Annotated in this window: 21 protein-coding genes and 3 tRNA genes; 9 read left to right on the forward strand and 15 right to left on the reverse strand. The window is 72.3% G+C overall.

What is annotated here, in order from left to right:
- Positions 1-455 (forward strand): MaoC family dehydratase (locus ABD352_RS04085; RefSeq protein ID WP_344610820.1); only part of this gene is annotated, 455 nt, incomplete at its 5' end.
- Here the strand turns inward: ABD352_RS04085 and ABD352_RS04090 are convergent.
- The 3 genes from ABD352_RS04090 to fabG are packed head-to-tail and all read right to left on the reverse strand — an operon-like array spanning position 452 to position 3,453.
- Positions 452-1,501: an acyl-CoA dehydrogenase family protein gene (locus ABD352_RS04090; RefSeq protein ID WP_344610821.1), complete on the reverse strand. Its 1,050-nt coding sequence runs from the start codon at positions 1,499-1,501 to the stop codon at positions 452-454. The two genes, ABD352_RS04085 and ABD352_RS04090, sit on opposite strands and share 4 nt — an antisense overlap.
- Positions 1,498-2,679: an acyl-CoA dehydrogenase family protein gene (locus tag ABD352_RS04095; protein ID WP_344610822.1), complete on the reverse strand. Its 1,182-nt coding sequence runs from the start codon at positions 2,677-2,679 to the stop codon at positions 1,498-1,500. Before ABD352_RS04095 ends, ABD352_RS04090 begins: the two co-directional genes overlap by 4 nt.
- A gap of 9 nt (positions 2,680-2,688) precedes the next feature.
- On the reverse strand, positions 2,689-3,453 hold the full coding sequence (gene fabG / locus ABD352_RS04100; RefSeq protein ID WP_344610823.1) for a 3-oxoacyl-ACP reductase FabG: 765 nt from the start codon (positions 3,451-3,453) through the stop codon (positions 2,689-2,691).
- Positions 3,454-3,682: 229 nt separating this feature from the next.
- On the opposite strand from fabG, the gene ABD352_RS04105 reads away from it, so the two are divergent.
- From ABD352_RS04105 to ABD352_RS04120, 4 genes are all read left to right on the forward strand, one after another.
- Entirely contained in the window at positions 3,683-4,660 is a 978-nt protein-coding gene (locus tag ABD352_RS04105) for a TolB family protein (protein ID WP_344610824.1), read from the forward strand.
- A gap of 56 nt (positions 4,661-4,716) precedes the next feature.
- Positions 4,717-5,343 (forward strand): hypothetical protein, encoded by a 627-nt coding sequence (locus ABD352_RS04110; RefSeq protein ID WP_344610825.1) that lies wholly within the window; start codon positions 4,717-4,719, stop codon positions 5,341-5,343.
- A gap of 4 nt (positions 5,344-5,347) precedes the next feature.
- The gene (locus ABD352_RS04115; RefSeq protein ID WP_344610826.1) at positions 5,348-6,157 is read left to right on the forward strand and encodes an endonuclease/exonuclease/phosphatase family protein; all 810 of its coding nucleotides are present in this window, start codon (positions 5,348-5,350) and stop codon (positions 6,155-6,157) included.
- A 191-nt stretch (positions 6,158-6,348) separates the two neighbouring features.
- Positions 6,349-8,091 carry a VWA domain-containing protein gene (locus ABD352_RS04120; protein ID WP_344610827.1) on the forward strand — a complete coding sequence of 581 codons (1,743 nt, stop codon included), beginning with the start codon at positions 6,349-6,351 and terminating at the stop codon, positions 8,089-8,091.
- 426 nt (positions 8,092-8,517) lie between these two features.
- Here ABD352_RS04120 and ABD352_RS04125 read toward each other — a convergent pair whose 3' ends face one another.
- The 12 genes from ABD352_RS04125 to crtI form a co-directional block, all read right to left on the reverse strand.
- Positions 8,518-9,324, reverse strand: a complete 807-nt coding sequence (locus ABD352_RS04125) for a TrmH family RNA methyltransferase (RefSeq protein ID WP_344610969.1) — start codon at positions 9,322-9,324, stop codon at positions 8,518-8,520.
- Entirely contained in the window at positions 9,324-11,825 is a 2,502-nt protein-coding gene (gene valS / locus ABD352_RS04130) for a valine--tRNA ligase (protein ID WP_344610828.1), read from the reverse strand. Before valS ends, ABD352_RS04125 begins: the two co-directional genes overlap by 1 nt.
- Before the next feature lie 31 nt (positions 11,826-11,856).
- Positions 11,857-12,648, reverse strand: coding sequence for an NAD(P)H-binding protein (locus ABD352_RS04135; RefSeq protein WP_344610829.1), 792 nt, complete (start codon positions 12,646-12,648; stop codon positions 11,857-11,859).
- Between the two features lie 279 nt (positions 12,649-12,927).
- Positions 12,928-13,299, reverse strand: a complete 372-nt coding sequence (locus ABD352_RS04140; protein ID WP_344610830.1) for a winged helix-turn-helix domain-containing protein — start codon at positions 13,297-13,299, stop codon at positions 12,928-12,930.
- Positions 13,296-13,766, reverse strand: a complete 471-nt coding sequence (locus tag ABD352_RS04145; RefSeq protein WP_344610831.1) for a hypothetical protein — start codon at positions 13,764-13,766, stop codon at positions 13,296-13,298. The genes ABD352_RS04140 and ABD352_RS04145 overlap by 4 nt, the downstream gene beginning before the upstream one ends.
- 460 nt (positions 13,767-14,226) lie before the next feature.
- A tRNA-Phe gene (locus tag ABD352_RS04150) sits at positions 14,227-14,300 on the reverse strand.
- 27 nt (positions 14,301-14,327) lie between these two features.
- Positions 14,328-14,401 (reverse strand) — tRNA-Asp (locus ABD352_RS04155).
- A 15-nt stretch (positions 14,402-14,416) separates the two neighbouring features.
- Positions 14,417-14,489: transfer RNA gene (locus ABD352_RS04160), tRNA-Glu, on the reverse strand.
- A gap of 143 nt (positions 14,490-14,632) precedes the next feature.
- Entirely contained in the window at positions 14,633-15,541 is a 909-nt protein-coding gene (locus ABD352_RS04165) for a polysaccharide deacetylase family protein (RefSeq protein ID WP_344610832.1), read from the reverse strand.
- A gap of 135 nt (positions 15,542-15,676) precedes the next feature.
- Entirely contained in the window at positions 15,677-16,540 is an 864-nt protein-coding gene (locus ABD352_RS04170) for a MerR family transcriptional regulator (protein ID WP_344610970.1), read from the reverse strand.
- Positions 16,537-17,067 (reverse strand): isopentenyl-diphosphate Delta-isomerase, encoded by a 531-nt coding sequence (gene idi / locus ABD352_RS04175; protein ID WP_344610971.1) that lies wholly within the window; start codon positions 17,065-17,067, stop codon positions 16,537-16,539. The genes ABD352_RS04170 and idi overlap by 4 nt, the downstream gene beginning before the upstream one ends.
- Positions 17,067-18,560: a phytoene desaturase family protein gene (gene crtI / locus ABD352_RS04180; protein WP_344610833.1), complete on the reverse strand. Its 1,494-nt coding sequence runs from the start codon at positions 18,558-18,560 to the stop codon at positions 17,067-17,069. The genes idi and crtI overlap by 1 nt, the downstream gene beginning before the upstream one ends.
- A gap of 126 nt (positions 18,561-18,686) precedes the next feature.
- Between crtI and ABD352_RS04185 the strand changes: the two genes are divergently transcribed.
- The 4 genes from ABD352_RS04185 (at position 18,687) to ABD352_RS04200 (ending at position 24,176) form a co-directional block, all read left to right on the forward strand.
- A complete protein-coding gene (locus ABD352_RS04185) occupies positions 18,687-19,640 on the forward strand; it encodes a phytoene/squalene synthase family protein (protein WP_344610834.1) in 954 nt (317 codons plus the stop codon).
- A complete protein-coding gene (locus ABD352_RS04190) occupies positions 19,637-20,920 on the forward strand; it encodes a cryptochrome/photolyase family protein (RefSeq protein WP_344610835.1) in 1,284 nt (427 codons plus the stop codon). Before ABD352_RS04185 ends, ABD352_RS04190 begins: the two co-directional genes overlap by 4 nt.
- A gap of 42 nt (positions 20,921-20,962) precedes the next feature.
- Positions 20,963-21,490 carry a hypothetical protein gene (locus tag ABD352_RS04195; RefSeq protein ID WP_344610836.1) on the forward strand — a complete coding sequence of 176 codons (528 nt, stop codon included), beginning with the start codon at positions 20,963-20,965 and terminating at the stop codon, positions 21,488-21,490.
- Positions 21,491-22,829: 1,339 nt separating this feature from the next.
- Positions 22,830-24,176 (forward strand): hypothetical protein, encoded by a 1,347-nt coding sequence (locus tag ABD352_RS04200; RefSeq protein WP_344610837.1) that lies wholly within the window; start codon positions 22,830-22,832, stop codon positions 24,174-24,176.
- Positions 24,177-24,271 lie beyond the last annotated feature (95 nt).

Consider the following 24,271-nt stretch of genomic DNA (forward strand, 5'->3'; position numbering starts at 1 on the left):
TGCGCACGTTTGCGAACGCCGGCAAGCTGCTGGCCGCGGTCGGCGAGCACCTCGGTTACAGCGACTGGCAGGAGATCGGCCAGGACCGCGTCGACCTCTTCGCCGACGCGACCGGCGACCACCAGTGGATCCACGTGGACCCCGAGCGCGCCAAGGCCGGGCCCTTCGGCACGACGATCGCGCACGGCTTCCTGACGCTGTCGCTCCTGCCGACCTTGGTTTCCCAGGTGTACCGCGTGGAAGGCGTCCGGATGGGCATCAACTACGGCCTGGACAAGGTCCGCTTCCCGTCTCCGCTGCCGACCGGCTCCCGGGTGCGCGCCGGCGTCCAGCTCCTCGTGGCCGACGACCTCGGCGAGGGCTGGGTGCAGCTGAAGAACCGCGCGACGATCGAGCGGGAGGGCCACGACAAGCCGGTGTGCGTCGCCGAGACCCTCACCCGCCTGCTGATCTAGCTCGGGAGGTCGACCAGGCCGGCCAGCCGGGCCCGGTGCTTGGCCGCCGAGCCGAGCGCGATCGCGTCGGCGCGGGCTCGCTTGAGGTACCAGTGCGCCGGATGCTCCCACGTGAACCCGATGCCGCCGTGCAGCTGCACGCACTCCTCGGCGGCCTTGACCGCCACCGGCGAGCAGAAGGCCTGCGCCAGCGACGCCGCGACCTCGAGGTCCGCGTCGCCGCGCGCGAGGCAGTCGGCCGCGTAGCGCGCGACCGCCCGCGCCTGCGTGATGGCCACCCACAGGTCGGCGAGCCGGTGCTTGAGCGCCTGGTACGAGCCGATCGCCCGGGCGAACTGCCGGCGCGTCTTCGCGTACTCCACCGTCGTCGCCAGGCACCACTCCGCGATCCCGAGCTGCTCGGACGCGAGCATGACCGCCCCCGCCAGCAGCGCCCGGCGGACCGCCGCGCCGGCGTCCGGGGCCACGAGCCGGGCCTCGGTCCGCTGGAACGCGAGGTCGGCGACGGGCCGGGTGAGGTCGAACGAGACGACCGGCGTGCGGGCGAAGTCCCCGGTCGTCGCGAAGAGCCCCTCGGCGGTGGGGACCAGCAGCACGTCCGCGGATAGGGCGTCGGCCACGGTGGTGACCTCGCCGTCGAGCGCGCCGTCCCGGGCCGTGACCGTCCACTTCGGAGCGTCCCAGGTGGACAGCGGCACGGCCAGCGCGGCGGTGCGCGCCCCACCGGCCAGCTCGGCCAGCAGCGGGTCGCCCTCCGGCAGCGCCGCGGTGGCCAGCACGGCGCTGCCCAGGAAGGGCACCGGGGCGACCGTGCGGCCCAGCTCCTCCATGACCACCGCGGTCTCCCGCCAGGAGGCCCCGGCCCCGCCCGACTCCTCGGGCACCGGCAGGCCCGCGAAGCCGAGGTCGGCGGCGAGCGTGCGCCAGAGCTTCAGGTCGACCGGCTCCGGACCTTCGAGCCGGCTCAGGTCGACGCGGTCGCGCAGCAGCGAGCGCACCGACGCGCGCAGCTCCTCCTCGACCTCGCTGTACAGCAGATCGCTCATTTCGGCACGTCCTTCCACGCGACGTCCTTGTCGGCCCGCTGCTCCGGCGGCAGGCCGAGCACCCGCTCGGCCACGATGTTGCGCAGGATCTCCGACGTGCCGCCCTCGATCGAGTTGCCCTTGGCCCGCAGGTAGCGGTAGCCCGCGGTACGCCCGGCGAAGTCCACCACCGAGGGACGGCGCATGGTCCACTCGTCGTGGCGCAGGCCCTCCTCGTCGAGCAGGTCCAGCTCCAGGGCCGAGATCTCCTGGTTGAGCCGCGCGAAGAGCAGCTTCGACGCCGACCCCTCCGGCCCGGGCTGCCCCGCCGCCAGCTGCTGGCGCAGCCGCACGCCGGTGAGCCGGGCCGCCTCGGCGTCGACCCAGAGCCGCAGCAGGGCGTCGTGGTGGGCCGGCGAGCGCAGCTCGGGCCGCTTGCGCCACAGGTCGGCGACCACGCCGATGACGCCGCCCTCGCGCGGGATGGCCGAGCCGCCGATCGAGACCCGCTCGTTCATGAGCGTGGTCTGCGCGACGGCCCAGCCCTCGCCGACCCCGCCGAGCCGGTCGGCGTCCGGGATCCGCACGCCGGTCAGGAAGACCTCGTTGAACTCGGCCTCCCCGGTGATCTGCCGCAGCGGTCGTACCTCCACACCCGCCGCGGCCATGTCCAGCACGAAGTAGGTGAGCCCCTGGTGCTTGGGGACCGCCGGGTCGGTGCGCGCGATCAGGATCGCCCACCGGGCCTCGTGCGCCATCGACGTCCAGACCTTCTGCCCGTCGACCACCCACTCGTCGCCGTCGCGCACCGCCCGGGTGGCCAGGCCGGCGAGGTCGGAGCCGGCGCCCGGCTCGCTGAAGAGCTGGCACCACACCTCCTCGCCGGTCCACAGCGGCCGCAGCCAGCGCCGGCGCTGCTCGTCGGTGCCGTGGCGCAGGATCGTCGGCGCGGCCATGCCCAGCCCGATGCCGATGCGGCGCGGGTTGTTGTCGGGCGCGCCGGCCTCGGCGAAGAGCTGGTCCACCGGGGGCTGCTCGGCCCGCGGCCGCCCCAGGCCGCCGAGCCCCGGCGGGTACTGCACCCAGGCCAGCCCGGCGTCGAAGCGCGCCCGCAGGAACTCCAGCGGCTCCATGGCGGCCGGGTCGTGGCCGGCCAGGAACTCGCGGGCCAGGTCGACTGTGTGGTCCGCTGTGCTCAAGGAAACCTCCTAGTCGAGTGGCCCGCCGGCCACGTAGATGACCTGCCCGGAGACGAACCCGGCGCCGTCGCTGACCAGGAACGAGATCGTGTGCGCGACGTCCTCGGGCCGCCCGACCCGCCGCACCGGGATCTGCTCCGCGGCCCCCTTCTGGAAGGTCTCGAAGTCGACCTTCATCCGGGCCGCCGTCGCCGCCGTCATGTCGGTGGCGATGAACCCGGGCGCCACCGCGTTGGCGGTCACGCCGAAGGGCCCCAGCTCGATCGCGAGGGTCTTGGTGAACCCCTGCAGGCCGGCCTTGGCCGCCGAGTAGTTCGCCTGCCCGCGGTTGCCCAGGGCCGAGGACGAGGACAGGTTCACGATCCGCCCGAACTTGGCCGCGGTCATGTGCGCCTGGGCCGCCCGGCTCATGAGGAAGGCGCCGCGCAGGTGGACGCCGATGACCGTGTCCCAGTCGGCGTCGGTCATCTTGAACAGCAGGTTGTCGCGGATCACGCCCGCGTTGTTGACCAGCACGACCGGCGGCCCGAGCTCGGCGGCGACCCGGTCCACGGCCGCGGCCACCGCCTCGGCGTCGGCGACGTCGGCCCCGACGGCCAGGGCCCGCCCGCCCGCCGCGGTGATCCGCTCGACGGTGTCCTTGCAGGCGCCCTCGTCGAGGTCCAGCACGGCGACGGCGTGCCCGTCGGCGGCGATCCGGATGGCGGTGGCGGCCCCGATGCCGCGGGCCGCGCCGGTCACGATGGCGACGCGGTTCAGTTCTGTGTTCGTCACGATCTCGATCCTCGCGCGTGAGACACCGTCCCGAGAAGTGTGCACTATGAGTGCATGTTTTTGGAAGCGGATATTTCGGGCATGCGCGCGGGCGTTTGACCGATTCCGTGGATATATGTCCGAATGGCGGAAAAACCACAAGTTCCCGTCGGGGAACCGTTCAGGTGCGACAAGGTTGCGCCGATGGTCTCGGCGTCGCACGGACGAGACGGCACAGCGGGGGGCAAGCATGAACGGCACGAAGATCACCAAGGCGCTGACGATCGCCGGGCTGGCCACCCTGGCGGGCCTCGCCACCACCGCGCTCGGCGCCCAGGCCGCCCACGCCGCCGCCGTCGGCGGCAAGCCGATCGCCTACGTCCGCGACGGCGTGATCTACCGCAGCAACGGCGCCGACGAGGTCCGGCTCACCGAGGACGAGGTCAACGCCCGCCCGCGGTTCTCGCCCGACGGCACCAAGCTGGCGTACCTCCACAACGGCACCGTGTGGGTCATGGGCGCCAACGGCGAGAACAAGCACCAGGTGAGCGACCGCACCGCCGGCGGGCCGTCGTGGTCGCCGGACGGGCAGTGGATCGCCTACTCGGCGCTGTCCTGCACCGGCGGCCCGGGCGTGTTCCGGGTCGGCGTCGAGGGCGGCAAGTCCTCCCAGCCGCTGTTCCCGGCCGAGTGCCGCGAGCAGGCGGCGCCCGAGGTCGGCTACGCCATGGAGGCCCCCACCGACGGCTCCACCACGCCGGCCGTCACGCTGGCCGACCGGCTGCGCACCGACGACGCCGTGGCCTGGTCGCCCGACGGCACACAGATCGCCTTCCGCGGCGGCGAGTGCGAGAGCATCGCCGACAACTGCCTGAGCATCGGCAACGTGAGCACCGGCCGGGAGCGGGCCATCGACGTGTACGGCGGCGGCGGCAACGGCACCAGCGGCTTCGGCGTCGTGCCGGCCTGGAGCGCGGACGGGCGGAAGGTGACCTGGACCAGCTACACCACCGAGGGCACCACGTTCGCCGTCACCGAGGCCGACGCCAGCGGGGCCAACCGGCACCGGGTGGGCAAGGCCGACGACCGGGAGATGGTGTACGCGGGCGAGCACACCGGCGTGCTGACCGCGGCCCGCAACGGCCGCTCCTGGGTCACCGCGGTGGACCTGGCCACGGGCAAGCGCACCCCGCTGCGCCAGGGCTCCCAGCCGACCGTCGCGGCGTAGCGGCCCGATTCCCCCGTTCAGCCGGATTTCTCCGCGGAAACGGGGATGATGCGCCTATGTACCGCTTGCTGGCCATCGTGAGCGCCGCGCTCGTCGCCGGCGGCTGCGGCGGCGGCACCGGCCCCAAGGTGGCTCCCACGGTGGAGATGGCCACCGCCAGCGCCCTGCTCGACGCGGCTGACCTCCCCGACGGCTACAGCGTCAGCCCGCCCGACGCGGCGCCCGAGGTCAGCACCGCGAGCAGCCCCAGCGTCCCCGGCTGCGACGCGCTGCTCAACTACTTCAGCGAGGGCGCCGGCCCGACCGCGGCGGAGTCGGCCCGCTTCGAGGCCGGCGGCGGCGGGCCCTTCCTGGCCGAGGAACTGTCCGACGACTCGGACGTTTCACAGCTCGGCGGCAAGTGCGGGAGCTTCACGGACACCGACGCGGACGGCACCACCACCGCGGTCACGGTCGCCCCGGTCACCGACTTCCCCCGGCTCGGCGACGCCGAGCAGGTGTTCTCGATGAACGCCGACGGCGGCACCGGCGACGACGCGTTCCGGCTCAGCGGCTTCCTCGTGGTCGTGCGGGTGGGGCCGACGACCTGCACGCTCGTGCACTTCGGGCAGCCCGGCGTGGACCGGGCCGAGACCGAGACCATCGCCCGGGCGGCGGTAGCCAAGATCAAACGACGACAATGACGGTATGCGGCTCGGCACGTTCAACCTGATGCACGGGCGCTCGCTGGCCGACGGCCGGGTGGATCACGACCGGATCGCCACGTCCATCGCCGGCCTCGACGCTGACGTCCTGGGCCTGCAGGAGGTCGACCGCGCCCAGCCCCGCAGCGGCCACGCCGACCTGGCCCGCATCGCCGCCGACGCGCTCGGCGCCGGGCACGTGCTCTTCGTCCCCGCCGTCGTCGGCACGCCCGGCGAGGCCTTCCGGGCCGCCACGGACGAGGACCACGAGGGCCCCGAGCCGCACTACGGGATCGCGCTGGTCAGCCGCTACCCGGTGCTCCAGTGGCGGGTCACCCGCCTGCCGGCCGCCCCGCTGCGGGCCCCGATCATGATCCCGGGGCCGCGCCGGGCCCGGCTGCTGCTGCTCGACGACGAGCCCCGGGTGCTCGTCGCCGCCGTGGTCGCGACGCCGGCCGGGCGCGTGACGGTCGCCACCACGCACCTGTCGTTCGTGCCCGGCTGGAACGTCCGGCAGCTGCACCTCGTGCGCCGCGCGCTGCGCGACCTGCCCGCGCCTCGGGTGCTCCTGGCCGACCTCAACCTGCCCGGCCGCCTTCCCCGGCTGGTCTCGGGCTGGCACCGGCTGGGAAGCGTCGCGACGTACCCCTCGCCGGCCCCGCGCGTGCAGTTCGACCACGTCCTGGCCGACTCGCGCGGCATCGAGCGGCTGCCACGGGTCCTCGGCGTCTCCAGTCCCGAGATGCCGTTCTCCGACCACCGCCCACTGCTGGTGACGATGCGCGACCGGCCAGGCACGCTGTCGATCGATTAAGGCAGATTTAAGTGCGCGCGGAATGCCGCGTTGCGGCTGATTGTCCGGTCCCGATCGCGAACCGTGTTCGCGTAACTACGATTCTTCGCCGCCTTGTAGATTAGGCGTTCGTTTGTTGGGATGCGTACCGTCAGTGATTTTCAACCGAAGGTACAAGGCCGCGAAGGCCGCCGGTCCGGAGGATATGAGCCGTGAAAGGTCGCCACCGCTCAGCGGGGTCGTCGGGCGGAGCTCTGAAGCTGGGCACCGCCGCCGTCGCCGTGCTCGTGATCCTCGCCGGCAGCTGGTATGCGTTCCGGAAATACTCCCAGCCGTCCTGCGGCAACGCCGCCAAGCTGTCCATCGGCGCGCCGGCGGACATCGCGCCCGCGCTGAAGGCCCAGGCGAGCGACTGGTCCGCGCAGGCCAAGCTCAACGGCAACTGCGTCGACATCGAGGTCTTCGAGGAGGACCCGGCCGACGTGTCGGCGGCGCTGGCCGGCAAGGCCGGCAAGGCGCTGACCGGCGTCGGGCAGGCCAACGGCAAGACCCGCGTCCCGGACGTCTGGGTGGCCGACTCGTCGCTGTGGCTGCAGCGCCTGCGCGCCGTCAACGCGCAGGGCATCCCGCAGGACGCCAAGTCGATCGCCCACAGCCCCGTCGTGCTGGCCATGCCGGAGCCGATCGCGACCACCTTCGGCTGGCCGGAGAAGAAGATCACGTACCCCGACCTCATCACCAAGGTGGCCACCGACCAGAAGGTCAAGGTCGGCATCGTCGAGCCCAGCCGCGACTCCACCGGCCTCGGCGGCCTGCTGACCCTGGCCGCGGCCGCCCAGGCCGCCGGCGGCGGCAACGCCACCCAGGCGACCCAGGTCGCGACGGCCGCCCTGCGGGCGCTGGCCTCCGGCCGCTCCTCGGTGCGGGCCGACCTGATCCAGAAGTTCCCGCGCAGCAGCGACCCGGCCACGCTGAGCAGCGGCCTGACCGTCGCGCCGCTGTCCGAGCAGGCGGTCATCCAGTACAACGCGGTGCAGCCCCCGGTCCGCCTCGCCGCCATCTACGCCGAGCCGTCCCCGCCCGCGCTGGACTACCCGGCCGTGGTGCTCAGCTCCGACAAGGCAAGCATCGCCAACGAGCTGCTCAAGTCCTTCGACACCCAGGACTTCCACGACAAGCTCGGCGCGATCGGGCTGCGCGCCGCCGACGGCTCGACCGGCAAGGGCTTCCAGAACCCGAGCAACGCCCCCGCCCCGGCGGCCGCGGCGGCCAACGCGCTGCCCGACGCCGCCACGATCGAGGGCCTGCTGACCAAGTGGCAGGCGATCACGCTGCCGGCCCGCATGCTCGCCGTCATCGACGTCTCCGGCTCGATGCTGGAGCCCGTGCCGACCGCCGGCAACGCGACCCGCATGCAGGTCACGCTGGAGGCCGCACGCAAGGGCATGAGCCTCTTCGACGACTCGTGGTCGCTCGGCGTGTGGGAGTTCTCCACGCTGATGGACGGCAACAAGGACTACAAGCAGCTGGTGCCGATCGGCCCGCTGGTCAGCCAGCGCGCCCAGTGCCTGCAGGCGCTGAGCAGCATCACTCCGAAGCGCAACGGCGACACCGCCCTCTACGACACCATCCTGGCCGCCTACAAGACGGTGCAGGAAGGGTACGAGAGCGGCCGGATCAACTCGATCATCGTCATGACCGACGGCGAGAACGACGACCCGGCCGGCGGCCTCTCGCTGGAGCAGCTGATCGCCGAGCTGAAGAAGGTCGCCGACCCGGCCAAGCCGATCCAGGTGATCCTCATCGGCATCGGCAACAAGGTCAACGAGGGCGCGATGAAGCAGATCACGGACGCAATCGGCGGCGGCACGTTCGTCGCGGCCGACCCGGCCAAGATCGGCGACATCTTCCTGCAGGCCATCTCGCTGCGCGGCCAGGCGACCCAGCCGAAGTAGCCCGAACCACAGCCGCCCGGCCCGCGCAGCACTCTGCGCGGGCCGGGCGGCTCCATGTCAGCCACGAGCACGGCTCTGCGGGCTGGACGGCTCCTTGGCCGGCCACGAGCGCTCTGCGCGGACCGGGCAGCTCCGCCTCGGCCGCGAGCACCTCTCCGCGGGCCGGCCACCCCCTGCCGGCCGCAAGCAATCTCCGCGGGCTGGGCGCTCCTTGCCGGCCACGAGCGCTCTTCGTAGGCCGGCCCTCTCTTCGTCGGCTGCGAGCACTTTTCACGGGCCGGGTCACTTCCGCCGATCGCGAGAATGCCTCAAAAACGATAAGTCGGGCGCTCCGCGCCGCGACTTATCTGACTTATACCCTGTCAGGTTATAAGTCCGAAATGTCGTGGCGCGCCAGCGCCCGACATTTCGCGCAAACCGGACCGGCTACCAGCGGGACTTTCGCGCTCGGGCCTCGTAGAGCAGTACCGATGCGGAAACCGACACGTTGAGGGAGTCGCCCGAGCCGAGCATCGGAACGGCGACCCGCTGGAATCCGCGGCCGTACCAGTCCTTGGCGATCCCGTACCGCTCGCTGCCCACCACCAGCGCGGTCCGCCCGCCATAGTCGGCCTGGCGGTAGTTGACCGCCTCGTCGGTGTCGGCCAGCAGGACGGTGAAGCGGTTGCTGGCAAGCCACCCGCACGCTTCCTCGACGGTTTCGAATTCCAGCGTCGGTACCGTGAGAATCGTCCCCTGGCTGGCCCGGATCACCTTCGGATGGGTGAGCCGGGTCTTGCGGTTGGTCAGCACGAGGCAGTCCGCCGCGCAGGCATCCAGCGAGCGGATCAGCGTGCCGAGGTTGCCCGGGATCTCCACCCCGTCGGCCACCAGCACGAGCGCCGTGCGCTGGAAGCGCAGGTCCCGCGGCTCCCACCGGGGCAGGGCGGCCAGCGACAGCAGGCCGTCGGGCTTGTCCCGCTCGGAGATCTTCTCCAGCGTGCGCGGGGAGATGCGGAACGAGCGCTCGGCCCGCTCCGCGATCTCCTCGGCCCGCTTGCGCGCCTCGTCGGCGTAGATCGCCTCCGGGCACCAGAAGAACGTGTCGATCGGGGCCCCGGACTCCAGCAGCATGTTGTGCGCCCACAGCCCTTCGGCGACGAAGAGCTTGTAGCGGTTCGGCGCGGTGTTGTTCTGGATGTGCTGCACCTGCCGGACCGCGGGGTGCTGGACCCCGATGGCTTGGAGTTCCATCACAGCGTGACGGTAGCCGACAATTCCGCCGCCTCCACGAGGGCCCAGTCCCGCACGTTGCCGGCCGCGGTGAGGTCGGCCCGCACCCGCTCCAGGGTCGCGACCGGACCGGCCACCTCCAGCCGGGCCACCTCGGCGCGCATCGACTGCTGCGCGGCCGACTTGGCCCGCCGGATCGCGCCCAGCACCTCGGCCGCCAGCCGCAGCGGGGCCTGGTCGCCGGCCGGCAGCGGCTCGGGCAGCGCGGCCGGCCACGGCGCGCGGTGCACCGAGCCGTCCTGCCACCACGACCAGACCTCCTCGGCCACGTACGGCAGGAACGGCGCGAACAGCCGCTGCACGGTGGAGAGCGCCACGGCCAGGGCCGCCCGGGCCGAGTCCACCTCGGCGGGTGCCGCCTCGCCGTAAGCCCGCGCCTTGACCAGCTCCACGTAGTCGTCGCAGAAGGTCCAGAAGAACTGCTCTGTGACCTCCAGCGCCCGCGCGTAGTCGAACTCCTCGAACGCGGCCGTCGCCTCCGACACCACCCGCGACAGCGCGGCCAGCAGGGCCAGGTCGACCGGCTCGGTCACCTTGTCCGGCTCGGGCGCGCCGCCGAAGCCGAGCACGAACCGGCTCGCGTTGAGCAGCTTCACCGCCAGCCGGCGGCCCACCTTCATCTGGTTGGGGTCGATCGCGGTGTCCACGCCGCGGCGGGCGCTGCCGGCCCAGTACCGGATCGCGTCGGCCCCGAAGCGCTCGAGCAGCGCCTCCGGGCTGTCGTCGTCGCGGGCGTTGTTCTTCGACTTGGACAGCTTCTTGCGGTCCGGGTCGAGGATCCAGCCGGCGATCGCCGCGTTGCGCCAGGGCAGCGCCCCGTGCTCCAGGTGCGAGCGCAGCACCGTGGTGAACAGCCAGGTCCGGATGATCTCGTGCGCCTGCGGGCGCATGTCCATCGGGAACACCCGCTCGAACAGGTCCGGGTCGTCGAGCCAGGCGCCCGCGATCTGCGGGGTTAGCGAGGATGTCGCCCAGGTGTCCATCACGTCGGGGTCGCCGATGAAGCCGCCCGGCCGGCCGCGGTCGATCTCCTCGTAGCCCGGCGGCGTGTCGCTGCTCGGGTCCATCGGGAGCGACTTCGGCACGATCGGGTCGTCGTAGATCGGGTTGGCGTCGGAGTCCAGGCGGTACCACAGCGGGATCGGGACCCCGAAGAACCGCTGCCGGCTGATCACCCAGTCGCCGGTGAGCCCCTCGACCCAGTGCTCGTAGCGGGCCCGCATGTGCTCCGGCGTCCACCGCAGCTCCCGCCCCCGGGCCAGCAGCGTCTCGCGCAGCTCGGGCGAGCGGGCGCCGTTGCGGATGTACCACTGCCGGGTCGCCACGATCTCGACCGGCCGGTCGCCCTTCTCGTAGAACTTCACCGCGTGCCTGACCGGCCGGGGCTCCCCGTCGAGCTCGCCGGAGGACCGCAGCAGCGCCACGATCTTCTCCCGCGCCTGGCTGACGGTCAGCCCGGCCACGGGCGCGTAGGCGTCCTCGTCCACGCCGTCGGGCGCCTTGAGCCCGAGCCGGCCGTTGCGCTGCATCACGGTGCGGGTGGGCAGGTCGAGGTCGCGCCACCAGGTCACGTCGGTCAGGTCGCCGAACGTGCACACCATCACCAGCCCGCTGCCCTTCTCCGGGTCGGCCAGCGCGTGGGCGAGCAGCGGCACCTCCACGCCGAAGACCGGCGTGCGCACGGTCGTGCCGAAGTGCGGCTGGAAGCGCTCGTCGTCGGGGTGCGCCACCAGCGCCACGCAGGCCGGCAGCAGCTCGGGCCGGGTGGTCTCGACGTAGAAGTCGCCGAACCTGATCCGGTGCCAGGCGCCGGGCCGCTCCCGGTCCTCGAGCTCGGCCTGCGCCACCGCCGTGCCGAAGCTGACGTCCCACAGCGTCGGCCCGTCGAGCGGGTACGCCTCGCCCCGGGCCAGGCTGTTGAGGAACCCGCGCTGCGCGGTCGCCCGGGCGCGGTCGCCGATGGTGGTGTACAGCAGCGTCCAGTCCACGCTGAGCCCCACGTGCTTCCAGAGGCGCTCGTAGGACTGCTCGTCGATGTCGGTCTGCCGCTGGCAGAGCTCCACGAAGTTACGCCGCCCGACAAGCACCCGCTCGGCGCCGGGCTTCTCCGGCGGTTGGAATTCGGGGTCGTACGGCAACGTAGGGTCACATTGCACGCCGAACGTCAGCTGCACCCGGCGCTCGGTCGGCAGCCCGTTGTCGTCCCACCCGATCGGATAGAACACTTCCCGCCCGCGCATACGCTGAAAACGCGCCACGATATCGGTCTGCGTATATGAGAACACGTGCCCGACGTGCAGCGGCCCGCTCACCGTGGGCGGCGGCGTGTCGATGGAGAACACCCGCTCCCGCGGCGCTGTGCGGTCGAAGCGGTACGTGCCCTCTACCTCCCATACGCCCGCCCACTTCTCCTCGAGACCGTCGAGAGTGGGGCGCTGCGGTATACGCTCGGTATCAGGCATGCACCCGATGCTATGTCGCGGCCGCCGGGCGTCACCCGCCAATTTCCGCCAGCCGCTTCGGCACCCGCCCGGTGAGCCGCTCCACGTCCCCGCTGACTCTTGCCAGCTCCCCGGCCGCGATCGCCGTGTACGTCGTGACCCACCCGTCGACCTCGAACGCCGGCGCCCCGTAATGCGCCCGCGAGGCGTACGCCTCTTCGACCGTCTCGTGCTCGTACCGCAGCCCGAGCACCCCGGCCGCCTCGGCGAGCGTGAACGCCTCACCCCCGGTGAGGTCGTACGTCCGCCCGTCATGCCCGTCCGGGTCCTCGAGCACGGCCACCGCGGCCGCGGCGACGTCGTCGTACCCGACAGCGGCCACCCGCCCGTCCCCCGCCGGCCCCCGGATCACCCCGTCCGCCCCGGCCAGCCGAGGAATCATCTCGAGGTACATGTTGTCGCGCAGAAACGTGTACCGAAGCCCGGAGTCGCGAATGTACTGCTCGGTGTGCCAGTGATCCCGCCCGAACGTGAACGTGCAGTCGGCCGCGGCCCCGAAGAACGAGAGGTACACGATCCGCCGCACCCCGGCCGCCACCGCCGCGTCAACCGCACTGCGATGCGCGGCGAGCCGATGCTGATCCTCCCGCGCCGACACGAGGAAGAACGTCCCGGCCCCGCGAAGCGCCTCGGTCATACCGGCGGTGTCCGCGTACTCCGCCACCCGCACCGGCACCCCCGCGGGCGCCTTGCCGGCATCCCGGACGAGCAGCACGTGGGGCACCGTGAGCAACCGCCCAACCCGCCCGCCAACCTGCCCAGAACCCCCACCAACAACGATCACAAAGCCAGTATGTCCGGTAGCTACATCGAAGCTTCGATAGCGGCGATATTGCCGCCGGCCCGCTTGCCGGGAGTGACCGACGGCGTACGGAGGGCTCAGGGGTGGGCGTGGATGACCCGGAGTTCATGACCCAACATTGTCGACAGCGTCGCCAGATACTCGGCGGTCAGCTCGCGCTCCGGGTTCCACAGACAGATCTGGAATCGGGAGAACCCGGCAGGCGGGCCTCCAGCCGGGGGCCTGTCGTATCTCGCATGGTCCACGCAGGTCAGAACCAGCTCAGCTGCTGCCCAGCAGGGGCATCGGTTGGTCGGGATCATCCGGGAGGGGCGTCGCCTGCCGCGCGTCCCGGGCGCTGGCGGAGAGCGTCTCTTCCAACTGGGCCAGCCAGGCCAGATGGCCCTCCACCGCCTGGCGCCCTTCCGCGGTGAGCCGGAACCACGTGCGCGGCCTCCGGCCGATCGCGCCCTTGCGGACCTCCACGTACCCGGCGTCTTCGAGCACGCGGGACTGTTTCGACAGCACCGAGTCGCTGATCCCGGCCGCATCGCGCAGCGCGGCGAACTCGACCCAGTCCGCGCCGGCCGCCAGCAGCCCGCAGATCGACAACCGGGTGATCGGGTGGATGAGCGGGTCCGGCTTGGCGGTCACGCCGCCCCTCCGCCGACTCGCAAGTGGTGGCGGATCCCCCGCAGAGTGGCCTGGACGCTGACAACCCCTGCCCCGACCGCGACGGCCGCGAGCACGGCCGCGGCTACGAGCAGGCCGCGACCGATCAGGTAGTGCTCGGTCACGAGGACGGCGAGGCTCAACACGAGCATCGCGATCCGTGCGGGACGGCCCGGGCGATAGGTGAGGTCCGGGATTCCCACAGATATGCCGGTGGCCCGGACCAGGCCCCACTGCAGCAGCCCTGCCAACGCGAATCCGGCGACCACGAAGGGCCAGAGGCCAACCCGCGGAAGGTACCGCGAGATGAAGGGCACCGCGAAGACCAGCGCCCACAGAACGGCGCCACCGGTCAGGTACCACCACGGCGGCCGCATCCGGTCCGCCAGGCGGCTCCGCTGCACCCGCAGCCGCTCCAGCGCTGCCGGGTCTCCTGCCATTTCACGCATGACGCTCTCCTGTCATGTACTTTCCATTTAGAAAGTACATGACAGGACGGCGCGCGGAAAGCCCCGAAGCTGCCCATGCCCACCTTCGTGGTGCAGCCAGATGTCACCGCGCACCCGCGCGGCCTGCTCGCCATCCACCGGCACGGTCGACATCGACCCCCGCAACGGTGGCGCCGTCGACACGGCCCCTGTGCCCCGCACGGCATGCGCGGCGACCGACGGGGCGGTGGCACCTGTAGTACCGCCCCTCGCGGCCCGTCCCCAGAGGGTGGACGGGATGGCCCGTTCCCCAGAGGGTGGGCGCAGTGAGCCACTGGGCGCCGCGCAACGTACGTGCAACTAGCGCCGACCAACGGGGGGTCAGAACCCGGTAACGGCGGTCAACGCGCAGACCCCGAAAGCAGAAAACCCCGACCGCGTTTCCGCTGGTCAGGGTTTCCGAAGCCCGGCGAAGGACTTGTGGGCAGGGGCGGGGTCGAACCGCCGACCTTCCGCTTTTCAGGCGGACGCTCGTACCGACTGAGCTACCTGCCCAGAGCAACCCACCCGAGGTGGGTAACGCGGTCCTGACGGGACTTGAACCCGCGACCTCCGCCTTGACAGGGCGGCGAGCACTCCAACTGCTCCACAGGACCTAGCTCACTTACACGTGCCCCCAACGGGATTCGAACCCGTGCTACCGCCTTGAAAGGGCGGCGTCCTGGGCCGCTAGACGATGAGGGCGGCCCCGCAATCATCGCATACTCTGCGATCCTTACGGTGTTGCTCCCATCCGGCCCCGCCGGAGGCTTTCAGAGCATACGTGACCCCTCCAGCGTTCTCCAAATGAGTATCCGTCAGTGGAGTGGCGGAGGGGCCCCGCCGGCTCAGACAGGCAGCGCTACCAGCGTGAACTTGGCCTTCAGCTCCGGCAGCAGAGTCTTGTAGGCCGCCATCGTGGCGCTCCGGTCGCCGCCGCCGTCGTGGGAAAGGACGATCGAGCCGGGCTTCGTGTTGTTCCTCACGTTCGACACGATGTGGTTGGTCATCTGCTGGCCGGACCACTTCTTGATGTTCCAGTCGGACGGGTCGACGCTCCAGCCGATGGACTCCATGCCCAGCTGGGAGGCGATCTGCACGGCCAGCGGGGTGAAGTTGCCACCCGGGTGGCGGAAGTACTTGATCGGGGCGTCCGGCACGGCCTTGTGGATCTCGTCGTTGGTGCGCTGCAGGTCGTTGCGGATGGTGTCGGCCGACTTCTTGCCGAGGCTCTCGTCGTGCTTCCAGGTGTGGTTGCACAGCGTGTGGCCATCCTGCACGATCTGCTGCACGTACTGCGGGTACTCCTGCACGTTGACACCGATCAGGCAGAACGTGGCCTTGATGCCCTGCTGGCGCAGCATCTGCAGGATCTTCGGGGTGTCCGGCCCGGGGCCGTCGTCGAACGTGAGGGCGACCGCGGCCGAGCCGGTGGTGCGGATGATGCCGTCGCCGGGGACCGGGACCGTGGTCGAGGCCGACGCGGAGGCCGACGCCGAAGCCGACGGTGACTCCGAGGCCGATGCGGACGGGGAGGCCGAGGCGCTGGCCTCGGGCTTGGCCGCGGCCGCGGTCGAGGCGCCCACGTAGGGGTGTGCCCCCGGGTCGCCGCCGCCCTGCCCGCCGTCGCCGGGGGCGGACCCGGAGCCGGTCGCGTGCCACGAGGCAGCGCCGGAGGAGGTGTGGCTGGCGCAGCCGGCGAGGGCCAGGACGGCGGCGCTGATCACTGCTCCTAGCGCGAGTCGCGTGCGAAACATAGGTGGCTCCGAGGGGTCTTTGAGCTTCTTCCGACAAAGCCACACGCTAGTGATTCCTGGGCGCATGCAACCTCCCGCGTTCAGCCCATGGCACGAACCCGGGAGTACCGCCGCAAGGTACTTCTACGCAGGTAACTAGGTGAGTGCGGATGTGAGAAGCATCAGCGCCTCGGTAATGCTGTCCGGAAAGACGACGCCCGATGGTACGGACGGTCGATGCCAGCCCGGACCGGCCGCGGCGAGCACGACGGGGCGGTTGCGCTCGGCGAGGACGGCCTCCAGCTGCTCCGGGGCGGCGGTGACGCGCAGGTGGGACCAGACCAGGACGGCCGACGGGCCGGTGCGGCGAATGGCGGCCCGCAGCGCGGAGGGCGGCACGCGCGCGCCCAGCGAGCGGGCCGGCACCCCGTCGGCGGCCAGCGCCGCGGCGAGGGCCTCGATCGGCAGGCTGTGCTGCTCGTCGTCGGCGCAGGCGAGAAGGATGCGCACCGGGCGGCCGGCGCTCGGGCGCGGCACGGCGCCGAGCACTCCCGAGACGCAGCCGGAGACGAGGTGCTCGACCTCGACGAGGCCGCCGGTGGCGGCGTGCCGCTCGCCGATGCCGGCGAGCACTGGGCGCAGTACCGAATCCCAGGCAGCGACGACCCCGAGCTCCCGGACCGCCTCGGCGACCCGCTGGCGCACGGCCGGCGCGTCCAGCCGCAGCGCCGCCCGGTTGAGGCCCCGCACGGCGGCCGAGGTGTCGGCGCCCGCGGTGGCCTCGAACAGTCGCGCGTGGTCGCCGCGCCGGCGGGCCCAGCGCGCCGCCTCGGACGGGGCCACGCCCTCGACGATCAGCCGCTGCATCTCCTCGAGGCGCTGGATGTCCTGCTCGGTGTACCGGCGGTGGTGGCCGGGCTCGTGCAGCGAGGGGCCCATCCCGTACCGCTGGTGCCACGTCCGCAGGGTGGTGACGGCGACGCCGAGCCGCCGGGCCACGGTCCCCGCCGAGAAGCTCATCGTTGCGACGACCGCCACGCGTCGAGCACCCCGGCGAGCCACGGGGCGTAGAAGTCGGGGAAGCGGCGGAGGCGCTCTTCGAGCTCGGCGGGCAGCACCCAGTCCGTCTCGGCCACCTCGGCGGGGTCGGGGCGCACCGGGCCGGCGTAGGCGCCGACCAGCACGTGGTCGTACTCGAACTCGACCCGTCCGCTGTCGGGGTCGGCCGCCTGGTAGAGGTACACCCCGACCTCTTCGAGCGATGCCGACACGCCCAGCTCCTCGTCGAGCCGGCGGGCCGCCGCGACGACGACCGGCTCGCCCGGCCCGGGGTGGCCGCAGCAGGCGTTGGCCCAGCGCAGCGCGAAGCGGGTCTTCACGGCGGCGCGCTGCTGCAGCAGGACGCGGCCGTCGGGGTCGAAGAGCAGCACCGAGAACGCGCGGTGCAGCCGGCCCGGCGCGCGGTGCGCGTCCTCGACGGTCGCGCTGCCGGACGCGGTGCCGTCGGTGGCGACCAGCTCGACCAGTTGTTGTTCCCGAGACATGATCAGGACTCCCCCGTGACGCGGGACGCCGCGAGGCGACCGGAAATGAGCACCATCGGCACGCCGACGCCGGGCTGCGTGCCCGACCCGACGAAGACCACATTGGACAGTGTGGGGTGGAGGTTGCCGGGCCGGAAGGGGCCCGTCTGGCGCAGCGTGTGCGCCGCCGCGAAGGGGGTGCCGACGGCCATGCCCTGGTCGGCCCAGTCGGCCGGCGTGACGAACCGGGACACTTCGAGGCCGGCGCCGAATCCGACGTACCCCCGCTGCTCCAGCGTCTCGATCAGCTCGCTGCGATAGATGCCGGCCAGCGGCCCCCGCCAGTCGAGCAGCCGGGCGGTGAGGTTGGGCGTCGGCGCGAGCACGTAATAGGCGTGGCGGCCCTCGGGGGCGAGCGCCGGATCGGTCCGCGTCGGGTTGGTCACCAGCAGGGACGGGTCGCTCATCAGCCGGCCCTGGTCGATCACCTCGTCGAAGGTCTCCCGCCACGACCGGCCGAAGTGGATGTTGTGGTGGGCGATGGCGCCGTACCCCTGCGTCGACCCCGCGTGCAGCACCACGCAGGACGGCGAGTACCGCAGCCGCCCCAGCAGCGGGCTGCGGAACCGAGTGGGCGGGAGCAGGTCTCGGTACGCCACGGGCAGATCGGGGTTGAGCACCACCACGTCGGCCGGGAACCGGCGCCCGTCGCGGGTGCGCACCCCGGTCGCCCGGCCCGCCGAGGCCTCCACCCGCTCGACCTCGGCCCCGTAGACGATCTCGACGCCGTGCTTCTCGGCCACCCCGGCCAGCGCCCGCGGGACAGCGTGGATGCCGCCGCGGGGGAAGTACACGCCGGCGACGGAGTCGAGGTAGGCGATGACGGCGTAGAGGGCCAGGGCCTGATGCGGGGCGACGCCGGCGTACATGGCCTGGAAGGAGAAGATCCGGCGGGTGCGCGGGTCCTTGAAGTACGAGTCGACCTTGGCCTGCAGCCGCCCGAAGCCGCCGCGCCGGACCAGCCGCCACAGGTTGGCCGTGACCAGGTCGCGCGGGCGGTCGAGGTTACGGTCGATGAAGTCGTCGCGCTGCAGCGCCCACAGCTCGCGGGCGTGGTCGACGAAGCGGAGGTAGCCGTCGGCCTCCCGCGATCCGCAGACCCGCGCCACCTCGCCGGCCATCCGGGCGGTGTCGGCGATGACGTCGAGCGTGCTGCCGTCGGGGAAGTGGGCGCGGTACGCCGGGTCGAGCTTCGTCATCGGCAGCCACGCGCTCAGGTCCTCGCCGACGGTGCCGAGCAGGTCGGCGAGGATCTCGGGCATGGTCAGCACGGTGGGCCCGGTGTCGAACTCGTAGCCGTCCACGACGAGCCGCCCGGCCCGCCCGCCCGGCTGGTCCTCGCGCTCGAGCAGCGTGACCGACCGGCCCGCGGCGGCGAGGCGGATGGCCGCGGCCAGCCCGCCCAGTCCCGCGCCCACCACGACGACGCGGTCCGTAGGGCCACTCACGGTTCGCATCGCGGCCCCTTCCGTGTTTCCTGTGGCTCAGTCGGCCAGCGTTTCTTGTGGCTCAAGGAGGAAGCGTAGCGTAGGCTCGGCCTTGCGTCGATTGCTGCGTCGATTCGCCGCGAACCGGGAGGTCAGATGGACGCGCCCCTAGCCGCCGCCTATGAGCGGTGCCGCGCACTGCACCGATACCACGGGCGCACCTACTATCTGGCGACGCAGCTGCTGCCCAAGTGGAAGCGGCGGCACGTGCACGCGCTGTACGGATTCACCCGGTACGCCGACGAGATCGTCGACCGCATGGGCGGCGCGACGCCGCAGGAGCGCGCGGACGAGCTCGCTGCGTGGTCGGCCGAGTTCCTGCGCGGCCTGCGCGGCGGGCACACAGGCGACCCGCTCCTACCCGCGGTTCTGCACACCATTCAGGTCTTCGACATCGACCTCGAGGACTTCCGCAAGTTCCTGCACAGCATGGCGATGGACCTGACCGTCACCTCCTACGAGACGTACGACGACCTCCTGCTCTACATGGAGGGCTCGGCGGCGGTGATCGGCACGATGATGCTGCCGATCCTGGAGTCCTCCGATCGCGCGGCCGCCCGCGAGCCCGCCCGCCAGCTGGGCCTGGCCTTCCAGCTCACCAATTTCATCCGGGACGTGGCCGAGGACCTGCAGCGGGGGCGGATCTACCTGCCGCAGCAGGACCTGCGCGCCTTCGGGGTCTCGCGGGCCGACCTCGAGCAGGCCCGCGCCGCGCGCCGCAGTTCCCCGAAGATCAAGAGCCTGATTCGGTACTTCGTGAGCCTGGCCAGGCGGCACTACGCCCTCGCCGCGCCGGGAATCCCGATGCTGGCGCCCGCCTCGCAGGCGTGCATGACGGCGGCGTACCGGCTGTACGGCGGGATCCTCACCGAGATCGAGGCGCAGGACTACGACGTGTTCGCCCGCCGGGCCGCGGTGCCCACCTGGCGCAAGCTGGCCGTGGCCCTGTCCTGCGTGCTCGCGCGCCCCTCGGCCCCGGCCGACGTTCTGGACATTCCCCGCCAGCGTGACGACGCCGGCGTGCTGGACCTGCGGGGCACCGCGGCATGAAGGTCGCCGTCGTGCTCTTCACCCGCGACCTGCGGGTGCACGACCACCCGGCGCTGGCCGCCTCCGTGCGAGCGGCGGAGCACGTGGTGCCGCTGTTCGTGCACGACCCCTCCCTGCCCGCCGGCTCGAATCGGCGGACGTTCCTCGACGGGTGCCTCTCGGACCTCGCCTCCTCGCTGCGACAGCGCGGCGGCGACCTGGTGACGCTGCGCGGGGACCCGGTGGACTGCGCGCTGCGGGTCGCCAAGCAGGTCGGGGCCGCGGGCATCGCGATGTCGGCCGACGTGAGCGGGTTCGCCCGGGCCCGCTCCCAGCGGCTGGCGGCGGCCTGCGCCGCCGAGGGCGTGGCCTTCCGGGAGTTTCCCGGGGTGACCATCGCGGAGCCCGGCTCCCTGCGGCCCGGCGGTGGCGGCTCGCACTACAAGGTGTTCACCCCCTACTACCGCGCCTGGCAGGCCTCGTCGCTGCGCGAGGTGCACGGCGCGCCGCGGCGGATCTCGCTGCCCGAGGACATGCCGAAGTCGTGGTTCGCGACGGGTGATCCGGACGCGGTCTCCGGGGAGTCCGCGGCCCGCGAGAGGCTCTCGTCCTGGCTGACGCACCTGGAGTCGTACGGCGACCACCACGACGACCTCGCGGCCGACCGCACGTCGCGGCTGAGCCCGTACCTCCACTTCGGCTGCCTGTCCCCGCGCGAACTGGTGGCGCGGGTCGACGGCCACGCGGGCGCCGAGCCCTTCGTGCGCCAGTTGTGCTGGCGCGACTTCTACCACCAGGTCCTGTCCGCCTTCCCCGACCTGCGCCGCCGCCCGTACCGCCCCGGCGCCGAGGACAGCTGGCGCGACGAGCCCGACGCGCTGGAGGCCTGGAAGGCGGGCCACACCGGCGTCCCGATCGTCGACGCCGGCATGCGCCAGATGCTGCAGGAGGGCTGGATGCACAACCGCGCCCGGCTGATCACCGCCTCCTACCTGACCAAGCACCTGTACCTGGACTGGCGGGCCGGCGGCGACCACTTCTACGACCTGCTCCTCGACGGCGACGTGGCCAACAACTACGGCAACTGGCAGTGGGTCGCCGGCACGGGCAACGACACGAAGCCGTACCGGCGCTTCAACCCGCTGCGCCAGGCCGAGCGCTTCGACCCGACGGGCGACTATGTGCGCCGCTACGTCCCCGAGCTCGCCGATATCCCGGGCAAGGCGATCCACGAGCCGTGGAAGCAGCCGGCCTCCACCCGCCGTGGCTACCCTTCGCCACTCGCCCTAGACGCAAAGTAACCGCCGCCAAAAAGTGTCAGACCCGGCCCGTAGGTTCGGCCCATGAACAGGACGCTCACCCTGGACCTCCTGGACGGCCGCCGAAACTACGAGTCCGCCGCCTTCTGCGACGGCGGCGTGGTGCACCTCCGCCTGACCGGCTGGTCCGACGGCTACGCGATCACCGAGCTGGTCGCCGAGATCCCGGCCGCCGACGCCGCCGACGTGGGCGGCCTGCTCGCCTCGACCCTGAGCGCCTTCCGCGCCCCGCCCCCGGAGGAGTCCTTCTTCGGCTCGCTCCTGGACGAGGCGCTGCCGTCCGGCCCGCCGCCATCGCCGCCGCAGCGGGTCCCGATATCGTGGCCGCCGCCGGACACCCGCCCGCCCAATGCGGGCCGCCCGTGGGCCCCGGAAGACCTGGACCTGCTGGTGACCCGCGTCGAGCAGGGCGCGAGCGTCAAGACCCTGACCGCTGAACTGGGACGAACCGAGGCCGCCGTCCGCACTCGTCTGCAGATGCTGCGTGCGCCCCGCCCGTCACCCGCGCCACCCCGACCGCCCGGCCCGGCCGCGCCTCCGGCTCCCGATTGACCGGCCACGGCCAGCCCTCACGCAGCCAGCGACCCGAGGTCCCCGCGCCCTTCCCGGCACCGCGGACGTCGTAACCGTCGGTCCGGGCGTGGCGCCCGGTCGTCTCCACGGCCTGCCCCGCGGCCCCGCCGGCCCACCGCGGCACCTCGACGCGCCGGAGCGGCCCCAGCCGCACCCCAGCAGCCCGGAGCGTGGCCCCGGGCAGGCGCCGGGGAAGCCGCCCGTAGACCTCGAGCGTGGCATCCGCCGCCCGCCGGAACGCGCACGGGAACGGATGCCCGCAGGCGGCACAGAACTCCCCCGAGAGCGAGGGAAGGTGAAGCGAAACGACCTGCTGTGCCGCGGCCAGGCGGTCGGCGGCAGTCTGCGAGTAGTGCACGGTTTCATCGCCTCTCGTGCGGGCTTCGTCCATCTGGCATTGGGGGCGGGCGCCCTCACCGGCCCAACCGGTCGACAAGAGGACGCCCGCCCGTTCACCCGACCGCGCGGACCCCTTGTCAGCACGCAACCGGGGGGTTCGGGCGCTGCGACGCTCGGTAACGAGAACATCCAGATCCTCAAACATGCACATGCAAAATGCAAGACCGTGTAGCCCTCACCGCCCCCAACCTCCCCTTTACCACTCGAACGGGTGACCCCGGACCGAGTCGGCCAAACCTGCCCGCGGCGGCAAACTTCCGCCGACGCCCGCCGCCAAGCGCTCCCGCGGGGCCTGCGCCAGTCTCGACAACGCCGCGCGGGCTGACGGAGGATGTGATTCCGCTCCCCGACGTCGGCAGGCAACGTGACCCTCCCCGAACCGACCGCCGCCCCGATCGCCGACGACCCGGACCACACCGTCGAGGTCCCGTCGCCCCGAACGCCGGACGCCACGCCAGCCACCACCCCCGCCGCCGCCGAGGTCCCGTCGTCCCGAACGCCGGACGCCACGCCAGCCACCACCCCCGCCGCCGCCGAGGTCGCGCCGGCCCCATCGCCGGACGCCACGCCAGCGCCTGCACCTGCCGTCGCCGCCGAGGTCACGCAGCCCCGATCGCCGGCCGCTGAACCGGCACCTGCCGCCGTCACCGCCGAGGTCCAGCCGCCTCGAACGCCGGACATCGCACCTGCGCCCGCCGACGGCCCGTCCGAACCAGCCGAATCAGCCGAGGTGGTCGAACCGCCCGCGCCACCGCAGCCACAGCCGCCCGGGCAACCACTGCCGTCGTCGCCATTGCAGCCGCCCCCGGCCGGGCAACCGTCGTCGTCCTCGCACCTGCCTGCGCCGATGCAGCCGTCGCCCTTTGGCGTCGCCGGCGTTGCCGTGTCACCCGGGGTGCAGGCGTCTCCGGCGCTCGGGGTGGGCTTGCCATATCCCGGGCCGGGCTGGCGAGTGGCGCTGCCGCCGCAGCCCCGGCGCAGCTACGCCTGGGTCATTCTCTCCACGCTGCTCGTGGTCAGCATGCTGGTGGCCCTCGGCGGGGGTGCGGCGGCGGCCTGGGCGCTGCGGGGCGGGGGCGGTGCGCCGTCCGGGGTCGCCTGGGTCGACGTCCGGGACGAGGTCGGCGGGAAGGCCGTCGACGCGGTGCTGGAGCGGCGGACGGCGGCGATCCGGAGCAAGAGCCTCGACGCGTGGATGGCGGACGTCGACCAGAGCGACGCGGCGTTCGCGAAGCGGCAGCGGCAGGAGTTCGAGAATCTCATCAGGATGCCGTTCGCGGAGCTGCGGTTCGAGCGGACGGCGCAGCCGGCGACCAAGATGGCCGTGTACCTGCCGGAGGAGTTGTTTCAGCGGTACCACGCGGCCGTGAAGGTCGTGGCGGTCACCGTGCGGCACCGGATCGACGGGCTGGACAGCCGGGCGGTGGCGACGCCGTGGCTGGCCGTGTTCGGGTACGCCGCGGGGCGCTGGGTGATCGCCGGGAACGGGAGCGGCAGGGACATGCCCACCGGGGCGCTCGGGCAGCCGTGGGACTCCAGCGGGGCGATCAGCATCGTGCGCAGCGATCGGGTGGTCGCGGTGGTGTCCAAGACCGACGGCGGGCAGGCGCTGCTGCAGATGGCGGAGACCGGGCTGCGGCGGGTGGCCGAGGTGCGGCCCGGCGGGTGGGACGGGAAGGTGCTCATCACGGCGGTCACCGACAAGCAGATCTTCGACACGTACTTCGCCGAGTCGCAGGACCGGGTGGGCCAGGTGGCGGCGATCGCGGTGCCGTACTACGACTCGGTGGCGGAGTGGTCGTCACACAAGGCGTACGCGACCACGCGGGTCGTGTTCAACCCCACCGAGCTCAGCGCGCCGACGGCCGAGCTGCAGCACGACCTCACGCACGAGTTCACGCACGCGGCGATGGGGCCGGTCACCGGGCCGTACACGCCGCGGTGGGTGGTGGAGGGGTTCGCCGAGTACGTCGCCTACAAGGACGGCAAGTACAACCCGGCGGGCATCCGGGCCGCGCTCGGGGACCTGCAGATCAAGACGTTGCCCAGCAACGAGCAGTTCTACGCCGAGCCGCGCAACTACATCGGCGGGTGGCTCGCGTGCCGGATGATCGCCGAGACGTACGGGCAGGACAAGCTCTTCGCCTTCTACGAGGGGTTCCTGCGCATGTCCGAGGTCGACTCGGTGGCCCGCGAGGTGCTCGGGATCAGCCGCGAGCAGCTCGAGCAGCAGTGGCGCGACTTCGTGGCCAAGCAACGCGGCTGAACGCCGGCAACGCGGCTGAACGCCGGCAACGCGGCTGAACGCCGGCTGCGCGAGCGAGCCGCCCGGACCAACCGGCCGGAACGGCGAAGCGCCGA

Origin of the sequence: Dactylosporangium salmoneum, assembly GCF_039532525.1 — a bacterium.
Classification (GTDB): Bacteria; Actinomycetota; Actinomycetes; order Mycobacteriales; family Micromonosporaceae; genus Dactylosporangium; species Dactylosporangium salmoneum.